The following is a 17651-nucleotide window of genomic DNA, read 5'->3' on the forward strand; positions in this document are numbered from 1 at the left end:
TCGGCCGCGTGTCGTGCGAGCGCGAGGGCGGCGGGGGGAGAGGCGGGGGCAGCGCCGGCTCGGCCGCGCGTCGTGCGGACGGCGGGGCGAGGGCAGTTCCGGCTCAGCGGCGCGCCGTGCGGATGCGGGGCGAGGACAGTACCGGCTCAGCGGCGCGCCGTGCGGACGCGGGGCGGGCAGCTCTCCCCCTTGCGTACGACTCCGATCATGACCGTGGTGCGGCGGTCGAGGCCCGTGCCCGCCTCCGGGTACTGGGTGACGACCTGCCACCGCGGCGGCCACAGCACCCGCCGGTCGCGTCCGCTGACGTCGTGCACGTCCAGCCGGGTCCGGGGGTCGAGGCGGGTGAAGACGCGCCACAGGCCGCGGCCGAGGAAGTCGGGCACGGGCCGGGTCCCGGCCCCCTCGTCGGCGGAGGCGGCCTCCTCGGTCGAGGTGACCGCGACCGCGGCCAGCGCGATCACGGCTCCCGCGCCCACGACGGCGCGGCGCCTCACTTGCGCCTCCGCGCCGCGGCGTAGAAGCCGCAGGCGGCTCCGACGACCGCGGTGGCGAGCAGGGCCAGATAGAGCGGCATGGTCACTTCGGGGACCAGGATCCTGATCTTGACCTCGCGGGTGTTCTGGAAGATGAAGACCAGCGTGACGACGGCGAGCGCGGCCATCGCGATCCGCCCCGGGGTCATGGCCTCGGTGAACCGGGACCCGCCGCCGCGCGATGTCCGTGACGCCTCTTTGGGACTCATGCCCGGCCCTCTCCTCCGTCGTGCCGTCGGTCGTAACCGGCCGTGGCCGTGGGTCCAGAATGAGGTGAGTGGAGCCTCACCGTGACGGTGAGCGGAGCCGTCCGGGTGACTTGTCAGACAACGTGGGGCGACTACCGTGGTGCCCGACACTGTCGGAACCGGGTCCCGCACGACCCGCCGGAACGCGGACGGACCCACCGGATCCCACGGGTCCCACGGGTCCCACCCGAGCCGACCGGAACCGACCGGAACGAGACGAGGAGCGACCGTGGCGGTCAGCGGGCAGCGGCGGCGACCGGTCGTGGCGCTCTACGAGCGGATCGCGGACGCCGTCCACGACGGCACCTACCCGCCGGGCTCCACCCTCCCCTCCGAGCCGAAGCTCGCCGTCGAGCTGGGCGTGAGCCGGCCCGCCCTGCGCGAGGCCCTGCTGCTGCTCCAGGAGGACGGGCTGCTGACCGTGCGCCGCGGGGTGGGCCGCACGGTCAACGACCGGCCGCCCCGGCGCGGGTTCGAACACGTCCGGCCCATCGAGGAGCTCATCGGCGCGGGCACTCCGCTGCGGGTGCGGGCGCTGCTGCGGACGGTCGAGGAGCCGACGGACTTCACCACCCAGCACCTGCTCGCCCCGGCCCGCGCGGAGCTGCGCTTCTGGGAGTCCCTGCTGACCGGGGAGGGTACGGCGGCGGCGCTGAGCCACGAGTGGGCGGCGGCCGACGAGCTGCTCGACCGGGTGCACCCGGAGTTCGCCCGCGCCCTGCGGGCGGCGGATTCGCGGACCGGGCAGGGGGCCGCCGCCTCGATGCTCTCGGTCCTGCTGGGCGCCTCGCGGGAGACCGCGCTCTCCGCGCACAGCGGCATCACGGCGACCCTCCTGGGGCGGCGGCGCGGCGACCAGCTGGGACGTCCGGCCGACACCCCCGCCGTCCTGGTCACCCAGGTCGTCCGGGTCGGCGAGACCCCGGTCCTGGCCGCCAAGCACATGCTTCCGACGGGCGCCCCCGCCCTCCCGGTCCTGCAGTCGCACTGAGGCATTCGCGCCCGGCCCACCGGCGCGACCCGGGCCGGGCCGTGGTCCCGGCCGTCGCGCGCGGGGCGTGCGCCCGGAGCGCCGGCAGGCGCGCCTGCGGGTGCGCTCCGCCCGGGTCCCGCCTCCGGGCCGCGAGGATGCCGACCCGGTCTCCGGAGCGCCCCTGTCGGTCCCGTCACAGCGGCCCCCTCTCCCGTGGCGTACACTTCCCCGCCATGCACTTGTCTGACAACCCTGCCACGCCTGCCGCCGCCACCGTCTCCGAGTGGATCCGCCGGGCCCCCAAGGCCGTCCTCCACGACCACCTCGACGGCGGACTGCGCGCCTCGACCATCGTCGAGCTGGCGCGGGAACGCGGCTACACCGCGCTGCCCACCGAGGACCCGGCGGCGCTCGCGGTCTGGTTCCGGGACGCAGCCGACTCCGGTTCGCTGGAGCGCTACCTGGAGACCTTCGCCCACACCTGCGCGGTGATGCAGACCCGCGAGGCGCTCACGCGCATCGCGGCCGAGTGCGCCGAGGACCTCGCGGCGGACGGTGTCGTCTACGCCGAGATCCGCTACGCCCCCGAGCAGCACCTGGAGGGCGGCCTGACCCTCGACGAGGTCGTCGAGGCCGTCAACGACGGCTTCCGCGAGGGCGAGCGCCGCTCCGGCGGCCGGATCACGGTCCGCACCCTCCTCACGGGCATGCGCCACACGGACCGCTCCCTGGAGATCGCGCAGCTCACCGTCGCGCACCGGGACAAGGGCGTGGCCGGCTTCGACATCGCCGGCGGCGAGATCGGCAACCCGCCGGCCCGTCACCTGCCCGCCTTCCAGCACCTGAAGCGGGAGAACTGCCACTACACGATCCACGCGGGCGAGGCCGTCGGCGCGGAGTCGATCCACGAGGCCGTGCAGGTCTGCGGCACCGAGCGGATCGGCCACGGCGTGCGGATCACCGACGACATCGCCGAGGACGGCACGCTCGGCCGGCTCGCCTCGTACGTCCGGGACAACCGCATCGCCCTGGAGGTCTGCCCGACCTCCAACCTCCAGACGGGCGCCGCGAAGGACTACGCCTCGCACCCGATCGACGAGCTGCGCCGTCTGGGGTTCCGCATCACGCTGAACACGGACAACCGGCTGGTCTCCGGCACCACCATGAGCGAGGAGTTCCAGCACATGGCGGACGCCTTCGGCTACGGCCCGGAGGTCTTCGAGGAGTTCACCGTCGCCGCGTTGGAGGCCGCCTTCCTGCCGCTCCCCGAGCGGCAGCGGCTGATCGACGAGGTGGTCCGCCCGGGGTACGCGACGCTGCGCGCCGTGTCGGCCTGACCCACCGGCCTGACCCACCCCCGGGCCGGGAGGCCCGCCGGCCCGGGCACACCGGCCGGGGCACACCTGCGAGCGGACCTCCCGGCGCCCCGGTCCACCGGGGGCGGCTCTCGGTCCCGGTCCGCCAGGAGGGGCGGCTCCCGGTCCCGGTCCGCCGGAAGGTTCGGCTCCCGGTTCCGGTCCTCTGGGCGGCGGGGCTCCCGGTCCGCCGGGAGCCCCGCCTCCGGCCCCCTCCGGTCCTCCGCGAGGGCCGGGACCGGGCGTCCCCGTCCGGCCCCACGGCCCGTGTCTCCCCGGACGCCCTCCTCCGCCGCCGCTCTCAGCGCAGGGCCGGTGCGTCCAGGGTGAGGGTGTTCCCGTCCGTGTCCAGGACGGCCGGCACGCCGAGCGGTACGGTCAGGGCCGTCGCGCTGTGGCCGAAGCCCAGCTCCTCCACCACGGGGACGCCGAGGCCGCCGAGACGGTCCGCGAGGACCGCCCGGACCTCCTCGTACGGTCCGCACTCCGCCCAGGACCCGAGGGCGATGCCCGCGACGCCGTCCAGCCATCCGGACCGGAGGAGCTGGGTGAGGATGCGGTCCAGCCGGTACGGCTCCTCCCCCACGTCCTCGATGAGCAGCAGGCCCCCGCGGGCCGAGGGGCGGGCGCCGGGGGTGCCGAGGTCCGCGGCGAGGAGGCTGACGCAGCCGCCCAGCGTCACGCCCCGGGCCCGGCCCGGCACCAGGGTCCGTGCCGTGTCCAGGCCGAGCGTCCGCACCGACTCGGGCTCGAACAGCGTGGCCCGCAGCGACTCCCGGGTGCGCGCGTCGGACAGGAAGGTCCCCGCGGCGACCATCGGGCCGTGCAGGGTCGCGTAGCCCGCCCGGACGGCGAAGGCCTCGTGCAGGACGGTGACGTCGCTGTAGCCGACGAACGCCTTGGGCCCGGCCTCCCGTACCGCCCGCCAGTCGACGAGGTCGACCATGCGCTGCGCGCCGAAGCCGCCGCGGGCGCAGAGGACGGCGGACACCGCGGGGTCGCAGTAGGCCTCGGTCAGGTCCCGGGCCCTGTCCCGGTCGGCGCCCGCGAGGTGGTCGAGGGTGGGGTGGGTGTCCAGGACGTGCGGGGCGACGACGGGGTCGAGGCCCCAGCCACGGAGGATGTCCAGCCCCGCCCGCAGCCGCTCCTCGGGGACCGGTCCGCTGGGGGCGACGACGGCGACCCGGGCGCCGGGCCGCAGCCGCTCGGGCCGGGCCGGCGCTCCGACGGGCGGCCGGGACCCGGCGGGCGGGGCGAAGAGGGCGGGGTCGGAAGCCGTCACGTGCGGTACTCCAGGTCGGGGACGTCCGTCCGCCGGACGCCGAAGGTCCGGGCGTACAGGGAGAGTTCGGCCTCCAGGGCGCGCACCATCGTGTCGGCCCGGCGGAAGCCGTGCCCCTCGCCCTCGAAGGCGAGGTACGCGTGCGGGACGCCCCGGCCGGCGGTGCGGGCGAGGAAGCGCTCGGCCTGCGCGGGCGGGCAGATGACGTCGTCGAGCCCTTGGAGCAGCAGGAAGGGCGCGGTGACGCGGTCGACGTGCTCGATGGGCGAGCGCTCCTTGTACCGGGCGGGGACGTCGTCGACGGATCCGATGAGTCCGTGGAGGTACTGGGACTCGAAGTCGTGGGTCTCGTCGGTGGCCCAGCCCCGCAGGTCGAGGATGGGGTAGATGATCGTGCCGCACGCGTACACGTCGGTGGAGACCAGGGAGGCGGCGGTCGTCCAGCCGCCGGCGCTGCCGCCGCGGACCGCCAGCCGGGCCGGGTCGGCGGTGCCCTCTGCGGCGAGCGCCAGGGCGACGGCCGCGCAGTCCTCGACGTCGACGACGCCCCACTGCTCGCGCAGCCGCTCGCGGTACTCGCGGCCGTACCCGGTGGAGCCGCCGTAGTTGACCTCGGCGACCCCGATGCCGCGGGAGGTGAAGTAGGTGATCTCCAGGTCGAGGACGAGCGGGGCGTGGCCGGTGGGGCCGCCGTGGGCCCAGATGACGTAGGGCGGGAGTTCGCCCTCGGGACCGGCGAACCCGGGGTGGTGGGGCGGGTAGACCTGCGCGTGGATCTCGCGTCCGCCGGGTCCGGTGAAGGTGCGCACGCGGGGCTCGGGGTGGTGGGCCGGGTCCACGGCGTCGGTGTGGGCGGCGCCGACGACCCGGGTGCGGCCGGTCCGGGTGTCGAGTTCGACGAGTTCGTAGGAGCTGAGCGGAGAGGCGGCGATGCCGACGACGCGGGTGCCGTGGGCGGCCAGGGTGGGGGCCCACTCCGTCCAGGGTCCGGCGGCGTCGGCGAGGGTGCCGCGGTCGGGGTCGAGGACGCCGAGGGCGGTGGTGCCCTTGCCGTGGACCACGGCCACCAGGCCGTTCTCCAGGGGGGTGAACCAGTTCAGTCCGATCTTCCAGAGCGGTCCGCCGAACTCCTCGGCCCGGGGGCAGAGGGCCGCCGGCTCGCCGAGGCCGCCGTCCCCGTCGACCTCCGCCCGGTAGAGGTTCCACCAGCCGGTGCGGTCGCTGACGAGGAGCAGCCGTCCCGCCGCGTCCCAGTCGACCTGGGGGATCGACTCGGAGGGGCCGCCCGCGACGGTCCGGGCGGCGCGGAAGGTGCCGTCGGGGGCGATCTCGGCCAGCTGGACCTCGGTGCCGTCCCAGGGCATCCGGGGATGGTCCCAGCCGATCCAGGCGGCCCGGCGGCCGTCCGGGGAGAGCCGGGGCCCGGTGACGAAGCGGTGGCTCCCGTCGGAGAGTTCGCGCACGGCCGCGCGGTCGTCGGCCGCGGAGCCGTCGAGCGGGACGGCGGCGATCACGCGGCGCACGTCGGTCGGGGCGGGGCCGGTGAACTCCTCCAGGACGCACCACACCTCGCCCCGGTCGGGGTGGACGACCGGGTCCACCCAGCGCAGTCCCCCGCCGGTCCCGGAGACGGGGGTCAGGGGCCGGGGCTCCGCGCCGGGGGCGGCATCGGGTTCGTAGGCGTAGAGGCGCTGGTCGGGGAAGTGGCAGAAGACGGCGAGCGGGCCGCCGGCCGGGCGCGGCACGGCCGCCCAGGGCACCCCGCCGTACTCGACGACGCGGCTGCGCACGTTCCACGGGGCGGGCAGCAGGCTCTCCTCGGTGCCGTCGGCGCGCCGGCGCACCAGGGCGCGCCGGCCCCCCTCCGCGGGCCGCGGCGCGGTCCACCACAGCTCGTCGCCGACGACGCCGGGGTACTCGGGCCGCCCGTCGTGGGCGGCGGCGAGCTCCGCGTCGACGGGTGACGGCCAACTGCCGTGTGCGGCGATCGTCTTCATTCCGGCTCCCCCTGTCACGGTGGTACGCGAACGGTCCCGGTCGGCCCTACGCCGACTTCAGGTAATGGTCGAGGACCCGGACGCCGAAGTGCAGGGCGTCCACGGGGACGCGCTCGTCGACGCCGTGGAAGAGGGCCCCGTAGTCGAGGTCCGGCGGCAGCCGGAGGGGTGAGAAGCCGTACCCGGTGATGCCGAGCCGGGAGAACTGCTTGGCGTCGGTGCCGCCGGACATGGTGAACGGCACGACGTGCCCGTCCGGGTCGAAGCGCTCGACGGCGGCCCGCAGCTTGGCGAAGGTCGGCGAGTCGACGGGGGCTTCGAGGGCGACCTCGCGGTGGTGGTACTCCCACTCGACGTCGGGGCCGGTCAGCTCGTCCATGGTCCGGGCGAACTCCTCCTCGGTGCCCGGCAGCGTCCGCCCGTCGATGTGGGCGACGGCCTGGCCCGGGATGACGTTGACCTTGTACCCGGCGGCCAGCATCGTCGGGTTGGTGCTGTTGCGGACGGTCGGTGCGACCAGGGCGGCGGCCGGTCCGAGCTTGTCGAGGAGGACGTCCACGTCGAAGTGGGGTGCTCGGGTGTCGATCTCGACGCCCTGGAGCGCCGCGAGTTCGGTGAGGGCCGCGCGGACGGTGTCGGTGAGCCGGACGGGCCAGCGGTGCGCGCCGATCCGGGAGACGGCGTCGGCGAGGCGGGTGACGGCGTTGGCCCTGTTGACCTTGGAGCCGTGGCCCGCCCGGCCGTGGGCGGTGAGCGTGAGCCAGGCGGTCCCGCGCTCGCCCGCGGCGATCGGGTAGAGGGTCGTGCCGGGCTGCGGGTGGAAGCTGAAGGCGCCGGACTCGCTGATGCCCTCGGTGCAGCCCTCGAAGAGGGCGGCGTGCCGGTCGGCGAGGAAGCCGGAGCCGTCCTCGGCGCTCGCCTCCTCGTCGGCCGTGTAGGCGAGGACGATGTCGCGGCGCGGCCGGATGCCCTGCCGGGCCCAGGAGCGGACGACGGCGAGGACCATCGCGTCCATGTTCTTCATGTCGACGGCGCCGCGGCCCCACACGACGCCGTCGCGGACCTCGCCGGAGAAGGGGTGGACGGTCCACTCGGCGGGGTCGGCCGGGACGACGTCGAGATGGCCGTGGACGAGGAGCGCCTCGGCCGTGGGGTCGGTGCCGGGGATGCGCGCCACGACGTTGGTGCGGCCGGGGGTCCGCTCCAGGAGGGTGGGCTCGACGCCGGCGGCGGCGAGGCGCTCGGCGACGTACTCGGCGGCGGGCCGTTCGCGGCAGTCGCCGCCGCCCCGGTTGGTGGTGTCGATGCGGATCAGCTCGGAGGTGAAGGTGACCACCTCGTCGAGCGCCGTGGTGTCCGGGCCGCGGACCTCGTCAGCCATACTGCTCCTCCACCGCGGCCGAGACGATGGTCGTGACCGCCTTGAACGTGCGAATTGCCTCGTACATCGTCCCGCTGGTGTACGCGACGCGCCGCTCCGCGGTGCGCGCCACGCCGGGAACCACCGTGGCGGCGGCGCCCAGGTGCTCGGCGTCGAACTCCAGCTCCACGGTGAAGGGGCCGCCGCGGACCGGTTCGTGGCGGACGGCGAGGGCGGCCCCGGTCTTCGCCGCGGCGCGGATGTCGGCGGCCGTTCTGGCCGGGGTCCGGCAGACCGCCGCGTACCGCGAGACGTAGTCCTTGACGGCGACCTTGGGCGCCTCCGGCGCGTACCCGAGGGCGTCCTCGCAGGTGAGGTCGTCGCCGGTGACGAGCACGACGGGGACGCCGTACTCCGCGACCACATGGGCGTTCAGCAGGCCCTCACTCGCCCGCTCGCCGTTGAGCCAGACGCCGGTGATCGAGTTGGCCAGGTAGGTGTGGGCGAGGACCCCCTCGGTGCCCGCGCCGGTGTGGTAGCCGACGAAGGCGATGCCGTCGACGTCGCCGTGCTGCACGCCCTCGACCATGGAGAGGGTCTTGTGCCGCCCGGTGATCATCTCGGCGCGCTCGTCGAGCCGCTCCAGGAGCAGGTTCCGCATGGACCAGTGCGCTTCGTTGATGAGGACCTCGTCCGCGCCGCCGTCGAGGAAGCCCAGCACGGCCGCGTTCACGTCGGAGGTGAACATCGTGCGGCAGCGCTCCCACTGCGGCGTGCCGGGCAGCACGTCGGCGGGCCAGGTCACACCGGTGGCGCCCTCCATGTCGGCGCTGATGAGGATCTTCATGTCTGGCACCGTACGCGCCGCCCGGCGGCCGTACCACCCCTGTGGAAAACGTCATTGGCCTGGCCCATTGGAGGCCCGCCGACGGCCGGAGGGGCGTCGGCCGGGGGCTCCGGCGGAGACGGTCCCTCCCGCTCCGGAGGGACGTATAGGCTGCTTTGGAAGCATCCGTCCCCACGCGCCTCAGGAGATCCTCGGTGACCGTCACGATCGCCCCGTTCGAGACCTCCCCCCAGCCCGAGCAGCAGGGCGCCGACGACGCTCCCCGGGCATCGACCGTCCCGGAACCGGCCTCCGGCGCGGACGTCCAGGCCCCGGCGGAGGGCGGCGCCGCCGAGGCCCCTGCCCCGGCCCTGGACGGTGCGGAGTGGATCGAGTACGACCCCGCCGTCGACCCCGATCCCGCCGCCGAGCCTGCCGTCGCTCCCGATTCCGCCGTCGACCCTGCCGTCGCTCCCGATTCCGCTCTCGCTCCCGATTCCGCCGTCGACACCGACCCCGTCGTCGTGCGCGACGCCCGGGACTTCGGGGTCTACGCGCGCACCGGCGGCTGGGCCTTCGCGCTCAAGGTGGCGCGCAGCGTCCGGCCCGGTGGGCAGGCCGCCGAGGGGACGGCCGCGGTGAAGGTCTCGGCGAAGGCGTTCGCGGAGCTCGCGGGCTGCTCGCCGGAGCGGGTCATGCGCTACTACAAGGCCTGGGACATGGCGGCCGACGACGGTCTCGTCCCGCAGTTCGAGGTGCTCGTCCCCGGCGCGGACGTCGAACTGCCCGACGCCGACGTCTGGCTCGCCTACTACACCTCCCGCAACAGCGCCTCGTCCGTGCGCGGCCAGGCGATCACCGCGGCGGCCGAGGCGGAGGGCATCCGGCCGACGAAGGCCCTGGAGGTCGCCGAGAACCCGACGGCGCTGCGGGCCGCGATCCTCGCCGACCCGGGCACGGCGGAGGCCGCGCGCGGCGCGCTGCTCGACCGGATGAGGGAGGACCCGGCGCTGCAGACGGAGATGGCCCGCGCCATCGCCCGCACCGACGACCTGAAGAAGGCCGTGGCGAGCGAGGCCAAGGCGGCCGACCGCATCGGGTACGTGCGGCAGATCGTCGAGAACGGTCAGATCAAGACCCCGGCCGGGCAGACCGTCGAGGCGCCCGCCGAGCTGCGGGCCGAGGCCGAGCGGCACCTGTCGCTCCTCGACGAGCTGGACGACTCCGAGGAGGCCGGCGAGTGGGCCGGGGAGGCGTACGACACCGTCAAGGGCCTGGTCGCGAAGGCGGTCGAGGACGACCCGGCGCTGCGGGTGCAGGAGCGGCGGACCCGGTTCTACAGCAGTCTGCAGAAGGCGACGAAGGTCTTCGAGGAGCTGACCCTGGACGAGGTCCTGGAGGAGGAGATCTTCGAGGACGACATGCTCCAGCGCCTGGAGGCGCTGCAGGAGGCGATCAGCTCCTGCATCAGCACGCTGCGCAGGGCGACGTCCTCCTCCTGACGCGCCACGGCGGGGCCGCCGGCGCCCGGCGGCCTCCCCCTGCCCCCTGCCCCGCCACCGAGCCCGGTGTCGCGTCGGCCCCGCTGACCGAGCGCCCCCGCCCGGCGGCCGGGCGGCCGGGCCCCGGGCCTCAGTCCTGGTGGCCGAGCTGGAGGTCGCGCTCGGTCCGGCCGCCGCCGGCCATCTGGAGGACGGTCGCGACGGGCGGGTAGCCGGCGGCGATGACCGTGTACTCCCCGGAGGACAGGTCGACGAAGCGGAAGGTGCCGTCGGCGCCGGTGGTGAGGGTGTCGACGACGTTCCCCGCGGCGTCGAGCAGGGTGACCCGGGCGTCCTCCACGGGGCGCCCGCCACCGGCCCGCACGGTGCCGCGCAGCACGGCGCCGCCGGCGAGCTCGATGTCCTGGCGGGTCTCGCGGGAGGCCTGGACGCTGACGGGCAGCGCGGCGGGGCGGAAGGCGGGGGCGCTGGCGGCGAGCGTGTACTCGCCGGCGACCAGTTCGGAGATCACGTAGCCGCCCTCGCGTCCGCTCCGGGTGGAGGCGACGACTTCGCCGCGCACGTCGGTGAGGGTGACGGCCGCGTCCCGGACGGGTGTCCCGTCGGCGGTGACGACGCTGCCCGCGAGCCGGCCGGCGCCGCCGAGGACCACGTCCAGTTCGACGGGCCGGTCGCCGACGGTGACGGAGACGGCCTGCGGCTGGTGTCCGCCGGCCGCCGCGATGAGGACGTACGCGCCGCTGCCGGGGACGCTGAGCGCGTAGCGCCCGTCCTCGCCGCTGGCGCCCCGGCCGACCTGCCTCCCCTGGACGTCGATGAGGGTGAGGGCGGCGCGCGGGACGCGGCTCCCGTCGTGGTGCTGGACGCTGCCGCAGACGGGGAACCCGGAGTGCGGGGCGGCGGGGGAAGCGGGTGCGGGGGCCGCGTGCCGGGCGTGCGGGACGGCCTGGACGCCGCCGAACTCGTCGGCTCCGGTGGCCTCGGTGGCGGGGCTGTGGTGGGACACCAGCGGTTTCTCCTTGAGGAAGAAGGCGAGGACGAGGCCGAGCACGAGGACCGGCACGAGGTAGAGGAAGATGCGCGGCATCGCGTCCGCGTAGGCCTGGATGTAGGCGTCGCGCACGGCGGGCGGCAGGGTGTGCACCGTCTGCGGGGTGATGGACTCGGCGGGCGGCAGGGAGGTCCCGCCGCCGGCGAGGACGCCGCCGAGCCGGTCGCCGAGGGCGTCGTCGAGCCGGGAGGCGAAGAGGGTGCCGAAGACGGCGGCGCCGACGCTGCCGCCGATCTGGCGGAAGTAGGTGTGGGCGCTGGTGGCGGTGCCGAGGTCGGCGGGGCGTACGGAGTTCTGCACGGCGAGCACGAGCACCGGCATGACGAGGCCGATGCCGGTGCCGAGGACGGCCTGCCAGAGGCTGTGCTGGAGGCGCGGGGTGTCGACGTCCATGCGGGAGAGCAGCCACATGCCGAGGACGGAGAGGGCGCCGCCGAGCAGCGGGTAGATCTTGTAGTGGCCGGTGCGGCTGATGAGCTGGCCGGAGACGACGGAGGCGATGACGATGCCGCCCATGAGGGGCAGCATCAGGAGGCCGGACTCGGTGGCGGTGGCGCCCTCGACCATCTGCAGGAAGCTGGGGAGGTAGCTGGCCGCGCCGAAGAGCGCGATGCCGACCACGGCGCCGACGAGGGCGGTCACGGTGAACACGGAGTCGCGGAACAGCCTCAGCGGGATCAGGGGTTCGGGCGCGAAGTGCTCGACGACCAGGAAGAGCAGGGTGGTTCCGGCGGCGCCGCAGGCGAGGCCGATGACGACGCGGGAGTCCCAGGCGTACTCGGTGCCGCCCCAGCTGGTGAGTAGGACCAGGCAGGTGGAGGCCGCGGCGAGGAGAAGGGCGCCGAGGACGTCGAAGCGGGCGCGGGCCGCGGGCTTGGGGAGCTTGAGGACGACGGCGACGACGGCGAGGGTGACGAGCCCGAAGGGGACGTTGAAGTAGAAGCACCAGCGCCAGGAGACGTGGTCGGTGAAGAAGCCGCCGAGGAGCGGTCCGGCGACGGAGGCGAGGCCGAAGGCGGCCCCGATCAGGCCCATGTAGCGGCCGCGCTCCCGGGCCGGGACGATGTCGGCGATGATCGCCTGGACGCCGATCATCAGGCCGCCCGCGCCGATGCCCTGGATCGCGCGGAAGGCGATGAGTTCGTCCATGCTGCGGGACCAGCCGGCGAGTGCCGAGCCGACGACGAAGACGACGATGGCGAAGAGGAAGACGCCCTTGCGGCCGAGGAGGTCGCCGAGCTTGCCGTAGACCGGCAGCCCGATGGTGGCGGTCAGCAGATAGGCCGTGATCGCCCAGGACATCCGGTCGAGGCCCTGGAGTTCGCCGACGATCTTCGGCAGGGCGGTGGCGACGATCATCTGCTCGAGCGCGGCGAGCAGCAGCGCGAGCATCAGTCCGCAGAAGACGAGCCGGACGCGGCGGGGGTCGAGGTGGTCGGCCCGGGCGGGGTACGGCGGCGGGACGGGGCCGGTGGGCGGGCCGCCCGCGGCGGGCGGTTCCGGGTTCGTCGCGTCCGCCGGGACCTCTCCGTCCTCGGCGGACTTCACGATCGTGATCGCACCCACGTACCTGCTCCCCTCGTCACGGCGTCTGCGCCGCGCCATTCTTCGCATTGGGCGCGAAGGGGGAGCAAGTCGGGCGGTACGGGCCGTCCGTGGCGACCGGGGGGCCGAACGACCCTGCCGTACGGCGCACTTGGGTCGCTCATCAGCGCGTTTACGAGGAAGCCCGCGCCCCCGGCGCACAGGCGGCGCCGTTACGGGGGCGCGGGCGATCCACTCGAATCGGTGAACGCTCCGGGCGTTACTTCTCGACCTCGTCCGCCAGCTTCGCGAGGACGGCGTCGTAGATGCGGCCGAGGCCCTTGGGCGCGAAGGTGCGCTCGAAGAAGCCGCCGACGCCGCTCGCCCCGTCCCAGACGGTGGTGACGACGGCGCGGGACTTGCCCTCGCCGGCGGGGGTGACGACCCAGGTGGTGACCATCGAGGAGTTGCGGTCCTTCTCGACGAGCTGCCCGTCGGTGGGCTCGGTGACCTCGAGCAGGCAGTCGCGGACGCGCTTGCTGGTGGCCTGGAGCTTCCAGTGCACGAGGGTGCCCTCGCCGTCGCCGCCCTCGCGCACCTCGTACTCGCTGAAGTGCTCGGGGAGCAGCTTCGCGCGCGTACCGCTGTAGTCGGCCAGCGCGTCGAACACCTTCTCCGCGTCGGCGGCGATGATCCGTTCCGTGGTGGCCTCGACCTGCGCCATTGACTTCCTCCAGCTCGTGGTTCCTCAGGGGTGTGGGCCAAGCGAACCACGTGGGCTCCGGGGCGCGAAATCCGGGTTGCAACGATCAAGGGAACAGGTGTTCTATTCTGGGCGAACGGTCGACGCACAGCCACCGAGGAGGCGTCCATGCGCTGGGACAATCTGGGCGACACCCCCGCCGCTCCCGCCGACATCGCCCTGTTCGGCACGGACGCGGTGACCACCCGGACCTTCGACACCCCCGAGTTCCGGGGCATCACCTTCCACGAGGTGCGGGCCCGCTCGATCCTCAACCGGGTGCCCGGCGCGTCCCGGATGCCGTTCGAGTGGACGGTCAACCCGTACCGGGGGTGCACGCACGCGTGCGTCTACTGCTTCGCGCGCAAGACCCACGGCTATCTGGACCTCGACACCGGCCTCGGCTTCGACTCCCAGATCGTCGTCAAGGTCAACGCCCCGGAGCTCCTGGCCCGCCAGCTCGCCTCGGCCCGCTGGCAGGGCGCGCACATCGCGATGGGCACGAACGTCGACTGCTACCAGCGGGCCGAGGGCCGGTACGGGCTGATGCCGGGCATCCTCACCGCGCTGCGCGACCGCGCCAACCCCTTCTCCATCCTCACCAAGGGGACCCTGATCCTGCGCGACCTGGAGCTGCTCACCCAGGCCGCCCGGGTCACCGAGGTCGGCATCTCCGTCTCCGTCGGCTTCACCGACCGGGAGCTGTGGCGGACGGTCGAGCCCGGCACGCCGTCCCCGCAGCGGCGCCTGGACGTGGTGCGGACGCTGGGCGCGCACGGCATCGACTGCGGGGTCCTGATGGCCCCCGTGGTGCCCTTCCTCGGCGACCGGCCCGAGCAGCTGCGGGAGACGGTCCGCGCGATCGCCGAGGCGGGGGCGGTCTCGGTCACCCCGCTCGTGCTGCACCTGCGGCCCGGCGCCCGCGAGTGGTTCATGCAGTGGCTGCGCCGCCACCATCCCGTCCTGGTGGGACGGTACGAGCGGATGTACGCGGACGGGGCCTACGCGCCCACGTGGTACCAGCGGCGGATCACCCGTCAGGTGCACGAGCTGGCGGCCGAGTTCGGGATCGGACCGTCCCAGCGGGGCGCCGCGCGCCGGACCGCCGTGCCGGAGGAGCCCTCCCTCGCGGCCGCGCCCGAGCAGCTCACCCTCCTCTGAGCGCTCCTCGGATCATCGGACCGGTCGTCTGACACGCCGTCGGATCCCCCTCCGTTCGGGTCAACTCTCGGCGAAACAGGTCCCCTCCGGGCCGGTTCGGGACACAAACGCCCTATGACCCCACGCGCAGGAATGCTGATCGCCGCAGGAGCGCTGGTCGCCGGGACGGTCACCGTCCTGCCCGCCGCCCCCGCGGGCGCCGGTGAGCCGGCCCCCCGACCCGTCCCCACGCTCGCCTGGACCGGCTGCGCCACCGAGGCGTATCCCACGCTCCAGTGCGCCACCCTCAGGGTGCCGCTCAACCACGACGATCCGGCCGGCCGGACCGTCACCCTCGCCCTCACCCGGATCCCGCACACCGCGAAGACCTTCCAGGGCCCGCTGCTGGTGAACCCGGGCGGACCCGGCGGCAGCGGCCGCGGCATGGCCGGGTACGTGGCGGCCTCGCTGCCCCCGAAGGTGGCCGCCGAGTACGACGTGATCGGCTTCGACCCGCGGGGGGTCGGCAAGAGCGAGCCCGCGCTCGACTGCCGGCCCGGTCACTTCGCCCCGGTCCGCCCGGACTCGGTGCCGAGCGACACCGGGGGCGAGCGGCTCGCCATCCAGCGCGCGCAGGACTTCGCCGCGGCCTGCGGACGGAAGTACGCGGACGTGCTGCCGTACATCGACACCGTGAGCAGCGCCCGGGACATGGACGTGATCCGGCGCGCGCTCGGCGCCGCGAAGATCAACTACCTCGGCTACTCGTACGGCACCTATCTGGGGGCCGTGTACGCGCGGCTCCACCCGGACCGGGTGCGGCGGATGGCGCTGGACTCCGCGGTGAACCCGCACGGCGTCTGGTACGAGGACAACATCGCGCAGGACTACGCCTTCGACACCCGGCACAAGGACTTCATGGCCTGGGTGGCCGGGCGGAACTCCGTGTACGGGCTGGGCGCCGATCCGGCGGCGGTCGAGGCCGCCTGGTACCGGATGCGCGACGCGCTCGGCGAGAACCCGGCCGGCGGGAAGGTCGGACCGGGCGAGCTGGAGGACACCTACCTGCCCGGCGCCTACTACAACGGCTACTGGCCGCGCCTCGCCAAGGCGTTCTCCGCGTACGTCAACGACGCGGACCCGGCCCCGCTCACCGAGGCGTACGAGCGGTACGGCGAGGCCGACGCGGCCGCCGACAACGGCTACTCGGTCTACACGAGCGTGCAGTGCCGGGACGCGGCCTGGCCGCGCGACTGGAACGTCTGGCGCAAGGACAACTGGGACGTGCACGCCAAGGCGCCCTTCTCCACCTGGAACAACGCCTGGTACAACGCGCCGTGCGCGTTCTGGCCGGTGGATTCGCTGACGCCGCCGGACGTGAGCAACGACGAGGTGCCGCCGGTCCTCATCCTCCAGGCCACCGACGACGCGGCGACGCCGTACGAGGGCGGGGTCGCCCTGCACCGGCTGATCCGCGGCTCCAGCCTGGTCGTGGAGGAGGGCGGCGGGAACCACGGCGTCACCCTCGCCGGGAACGCGTGCATGGACGGACACCTGGCCACCTATCTGGCCACCGGCAGGGTTCCCCGCGCCGCGGGGGACTCCGAGGTGGACGCCGCCTGCGCGACGCTGCCCGACCCCGAGCCCGCCTCGGCGACCCGGTCCGCGCCGACCGCGGCCGAGACCGCGGGCAGCGCGCTGCACGGCTTCCTCGGCCACGTGCGCTGACCCCGCCGCCTCAGCCCGCCCGAACGCCCGCACCCCCCGGGGTGCGGGCGTTGTCAGTGCCGTGGGCGAGGATGTGGGGCATGACGAGCCACCTGACCCATGTGCCCGCTCCCGAGGGGATCGCCGCCAGCCCGCAGTACAGCCACGTCGTCTGGGGCACGGGCCGCTTCGTCGCGATATCCGGGCAGTGCGCCCTCGACGCCTCGGGCGCCGTGGTCGGCGAGGGTGACGCCGTGGCGCAGGCCCGTCAGGTCTTCGCCAATCTGGACCGGTGCCTGGCCGCCGCGGGCGCCGGGTTCCGGGACGTGGTGAAGCTGACCTACTTCGTCACGGACGTCGCGCACCTGCCGGCGGTCCGGGAGGCCCGGGACGCCCACTTCGCGGGGGCTCCGCTGCCGGCGAGCTCGGCGGTGCAGGTGTCGGCGCTGGTCCGTCCGGAACTGCTCGTGGAGATCGAGGCCTTCGCGCTCGTTCCGGAGCGGCGGCCGGAGCGGCGGCCGGAGTCCGGCGCGGGCCGGCCGGTGCTGCGCTCAGTGGGCGGCGGCGAGTCGGCCCAGTGACGTCCGCGCCGCGGCGCCGAGCCGGGGATGCGGAAGCGCCGCCTCCAGGGCGGGGCGGGCCCGGGCGTCGCCGAGGGCGCCCAGCCCCTCCACGCAGGCGAGACCGACCCGCCAGTGCGGATCGTCGTCGGGCAGCCGCCGTTCGAGCACGGTGATCAGGGCGGGGACGGACTCGGGGGCACGGAGGGCCGTGAGCAGCCGGACCGGCAGCAGGGCGTAGGCGACGCGGAGTTCGTTGGTCGCGAGGGCGGCGGCCGCGCGGGCGGTGCGGGGGTCGTCGAGCCGGGTCAGGGCGTGGGCGGCGGTGACGCAGCGCTCGGGGTCGCGGTGGTTGAGCAGGAGCACCAGGGCCTCGAAGGCGCGGCGGTCACCCGTGACGCCGAGGGCGTAGGCCGCGATCTCGCGGGCCCAGAGCGGGCGGCCAGGCGCGGTGAGGACCCGGTGGAGTTCCTCGGGATCCGTGGTTTCCGCAAGCTGTTCGAATGCCGCCGGGACGGTTCCGTCGTCATTCCCGATCTCGTCCCGCAATCGATCGATCATCGAGCAGAATTCCGGATCCTCGGCGTATTCCATGAATCCGAGCCTATCCGCGATCCAGATCACATTTTCCTCAACTTCCCAGGACTGGCGTGCTCGTTACCCGCCGGTTAGTCTCAGGTGAGCGGGGCACCCCCCGCGCTCCTCACAACGGCCTGGTGACGCAGCCGTTGTGGGTGTTCGTCGGTTCGGCAGTTTCGACGCGGCTCCGGGACAGAGTCCGTCGCCCCTTTTCCTCCAGGGCATCGCCCTTTCTCCGGGCAGAGCCCTCGCTCTTTCCCGCGCTCTTT

Annotated in this window: 15 protein-coding genes; 6 read left to right on the plus strand and 9 right to left on the minus strand. The window is 74.4% G+C overall.

What is annotated here, in order from left to right; translation table 11 throughout:
* Positions 1 to 146: 146 nt before the first annotated feature.
* Positions 147 to 497, minus strand: coding sequence for a hypothetical protein (locus ACY0MR_RS07620; RefSeq protein ID WP_361863094.1), 351 nt, complete (start codon positions 495 to 497; stop codon positions 147 to 149).
* Positions 494 to 745, minus strand: a complete 252-nt coding sequence (locus ACY0MR_RS07625) for a LapA family protein (RefSeq protein ID WP_388795987.1) — start codon at positions 743 to 745, stop codon at positions 494 to 496. Before ACY0MR_RS07625 ends, ACY0MR_RS07620 begins: the two co-directional genes overlap by 4 nt.
* Positions 746 to 1013: 268 nt before the next feature.
* Between ACY0MR_RS07625 and ACY0MR_RS07630 the strand changes: the two genes are divergently transcribed.
* Together ACY0MR_RS07630 and ACY0MR_RS07635 are read left to right on the plus strand one after the other, a co-directional pair.
* A complete protein-coding gene (locus tag ACY0MR_RS07630) occupies positions 1014 to 1775 on the plus strand; it encodes a GntR family transcriptional regulator (protein ID WP_388795991.1) in 762 nt (253 codons plus the stop codon).
* 215 nt (positions 1776 to 1990) lie between these two features.
* Positions 1991 to 3094, plus strand: a complete 1104-nt coding sequence (locus tag ACY0MR_RS07635; protein ID WP_388795995.1) for an adenosine deaminase — start codon at positions 1991 to 1993, stop codon at positions 3092 to 3094.
* Between the two features lie 319 nt (positions 3095 to 3413).
* Here ACY0MR_RS07635 and ACY0MR_RS07640 read toward each other — a convergent pair whose 3' ends face one another.
* The 4 genes from ACY0MR_RS07640 to ACY0MR_RS07655 all read right to left on the minus strand — a co-directional run bounded on the left by ACY0MR_RS07640 (position 3414) and on the right by ACY0MR_RS07655 (position 8598).
* The gene (locus tag ACY0MR_RS07640; protein WP_473561732.1) at positions 3414 to 4313 is read right to left on the minus strand and encodes a S66 peptidase family protein; all 900 of its coding nucleotides are present in this window, start codon (positions 4311 to 4313) and stop codon (positions 3414 to 3416) included.
* A 77-nt stretch (positions 4314 to 4390) separates the two neighbouring features.
* Positions 4391 to 6391: a S9 family peptidase gene (locus ACY0MR_RS07645; RefSeq protein ID WP_473559917.1), complete on the minus strand. Its 2001-nt coding sequence runs from the start codon at positions 6389 to 6391 to the stop codon at positions 4391 to 4393.
* 46 nt (positions 6392 to 6437) lie between these two features.
* Positions 6438 to 7772, minus strand: coding sequence for a M20/M25/M40 family metallo-hydrolase (locus tag ACY0MR_RS07650; protein WP_473559919.1), 1335 nt, complete (start codon positions 7770 to 7772; stop codon positions 6438 to 6440).
* Positions 7765 to 8598 (minus strand): M55 family metallopeptidase, encoded by an 834-nt coding sequence (locus tag ACY0MR_RS07655; RefSeq protein WP_388796003.1) that lies wholly within the window; start codon positions 8596 to 8598, stop codon positions 7765 to 7767. Before ACY0MR_RS07655 ends, ACY0MR_RS07650 begins: the two co-directional genes overlap by 8 nt.
* 194 nt (positions 8599 to 8792) lie before the next feature.
* On the opposite strand from ACY0MR_RS07655, the gene ACY0MR_RS07660 reads away from it, so the two are divergent.
* Positions 8793 to 10079 (plus strand): hypothetical protein, encoded by a 1287-nt coding sequence (locus ACY0MR_RS07660; protein ID WP_388796006.1) that lies wholly within the window; start codon positions 8793 to 8795, stop codon positions 10077 to 10079.
* A 130-nt stretch (positions 10080 to 10209) separates the two neighbouring features.
* Here ACY0MR_RS07660 and ACY0MR_RS07665 read toward each other — a convergent pair whose 3' ends face one another.
* Both ACY0MR_RS07665 and ACY0MR_RS07670 read right to left on the minus strand, forming a co-directional pair.
* Positions 10210 to 12696 (minus strand): MFS transporter, encoded by a 2487-nt coding sequence (locus tag ACY0MR_RS07665; RefSeq protein WP_473559921.1) that lies wholly within the window; start codon positions 12694 to 12696, stop codon positions 10210 to 10212.
* 238 nt (positions 12697 to 12934) lie between these two features.
* A complete protein-coding gene (locus ACY0MR_RS07670) occupies positions 12935 to 13378 on the minus strand; it encodes an SRPBCC family protein (protein WP_361849626.1) in 444 nt (147 codons plus the stop codon).
* Between the two features lie 147 nt (positions 13379 to 13525).
* Between ACY0MR_RS07670 and ACY0MR_RS07675 the strand changes: the two genes are divergently transcribed.
* The 3 genes from ACY0MR_RS07675 (at position 13526) to ACY0MR_RS07685 (ending at position 16824) form a co-directional block, all read left to right on the plus strand.
* On the plus strand, positions 13526 to 14557 hold the full coding sequence (locus ACY0MR_RS07675) for an Rv2578c family radical SAM protein (protein ID WP_473559923.1): 1032 nt from the start codon (positions 13526 to 13528) through the stop codon (positions 14555 to 14557).
* 114 nt (positions 14558 to 14671) lie between these two features.
* Positions 14672 to 16264, plus strand: coding sequence for an alpha/beta hydrolase (locus tag ACY0MR_RS07680; protein ID WP_361849630.1), 1593 nt, complete (start codon positions 14672 to 14674; stop codon positions 16262 to 16264).
* 80 nt (positions 16265 to 16344) lie between these two features.
* Positions 16345 to 16824, plus strand: coding sequence for a RidA family protein (locus ACY0MR_RS07685; RefSeq protein WP_392037732.1), 480 nt, complete (start codon positions 16345 to 16347; stop codon positions 16822 to 16824).
* On the opposite strand, the gene ACY0MR_RS07690 is transcribed toward ACY0MR_RS07685, so the two are convergent.
* Entirely contained in the window at positions 16795 to 17397 is a 603-nt protein-coding gene (locus ACY0MR_RS07690; RefSeq protein ID WP_361849634.1) for a HEAT repeat domain-containing protein, read from the minus strand. The genes ACY0MR_RS07685 and ACY0MR_RS07690 overlap by 30 nt on opposite strands.
* Positions 17398 to 17651: the final 254 nt, after the last annotated feature.

The sequence above is a fragment of the Streptomyces sp. JN8 genome, assembly GCF_055808075.1.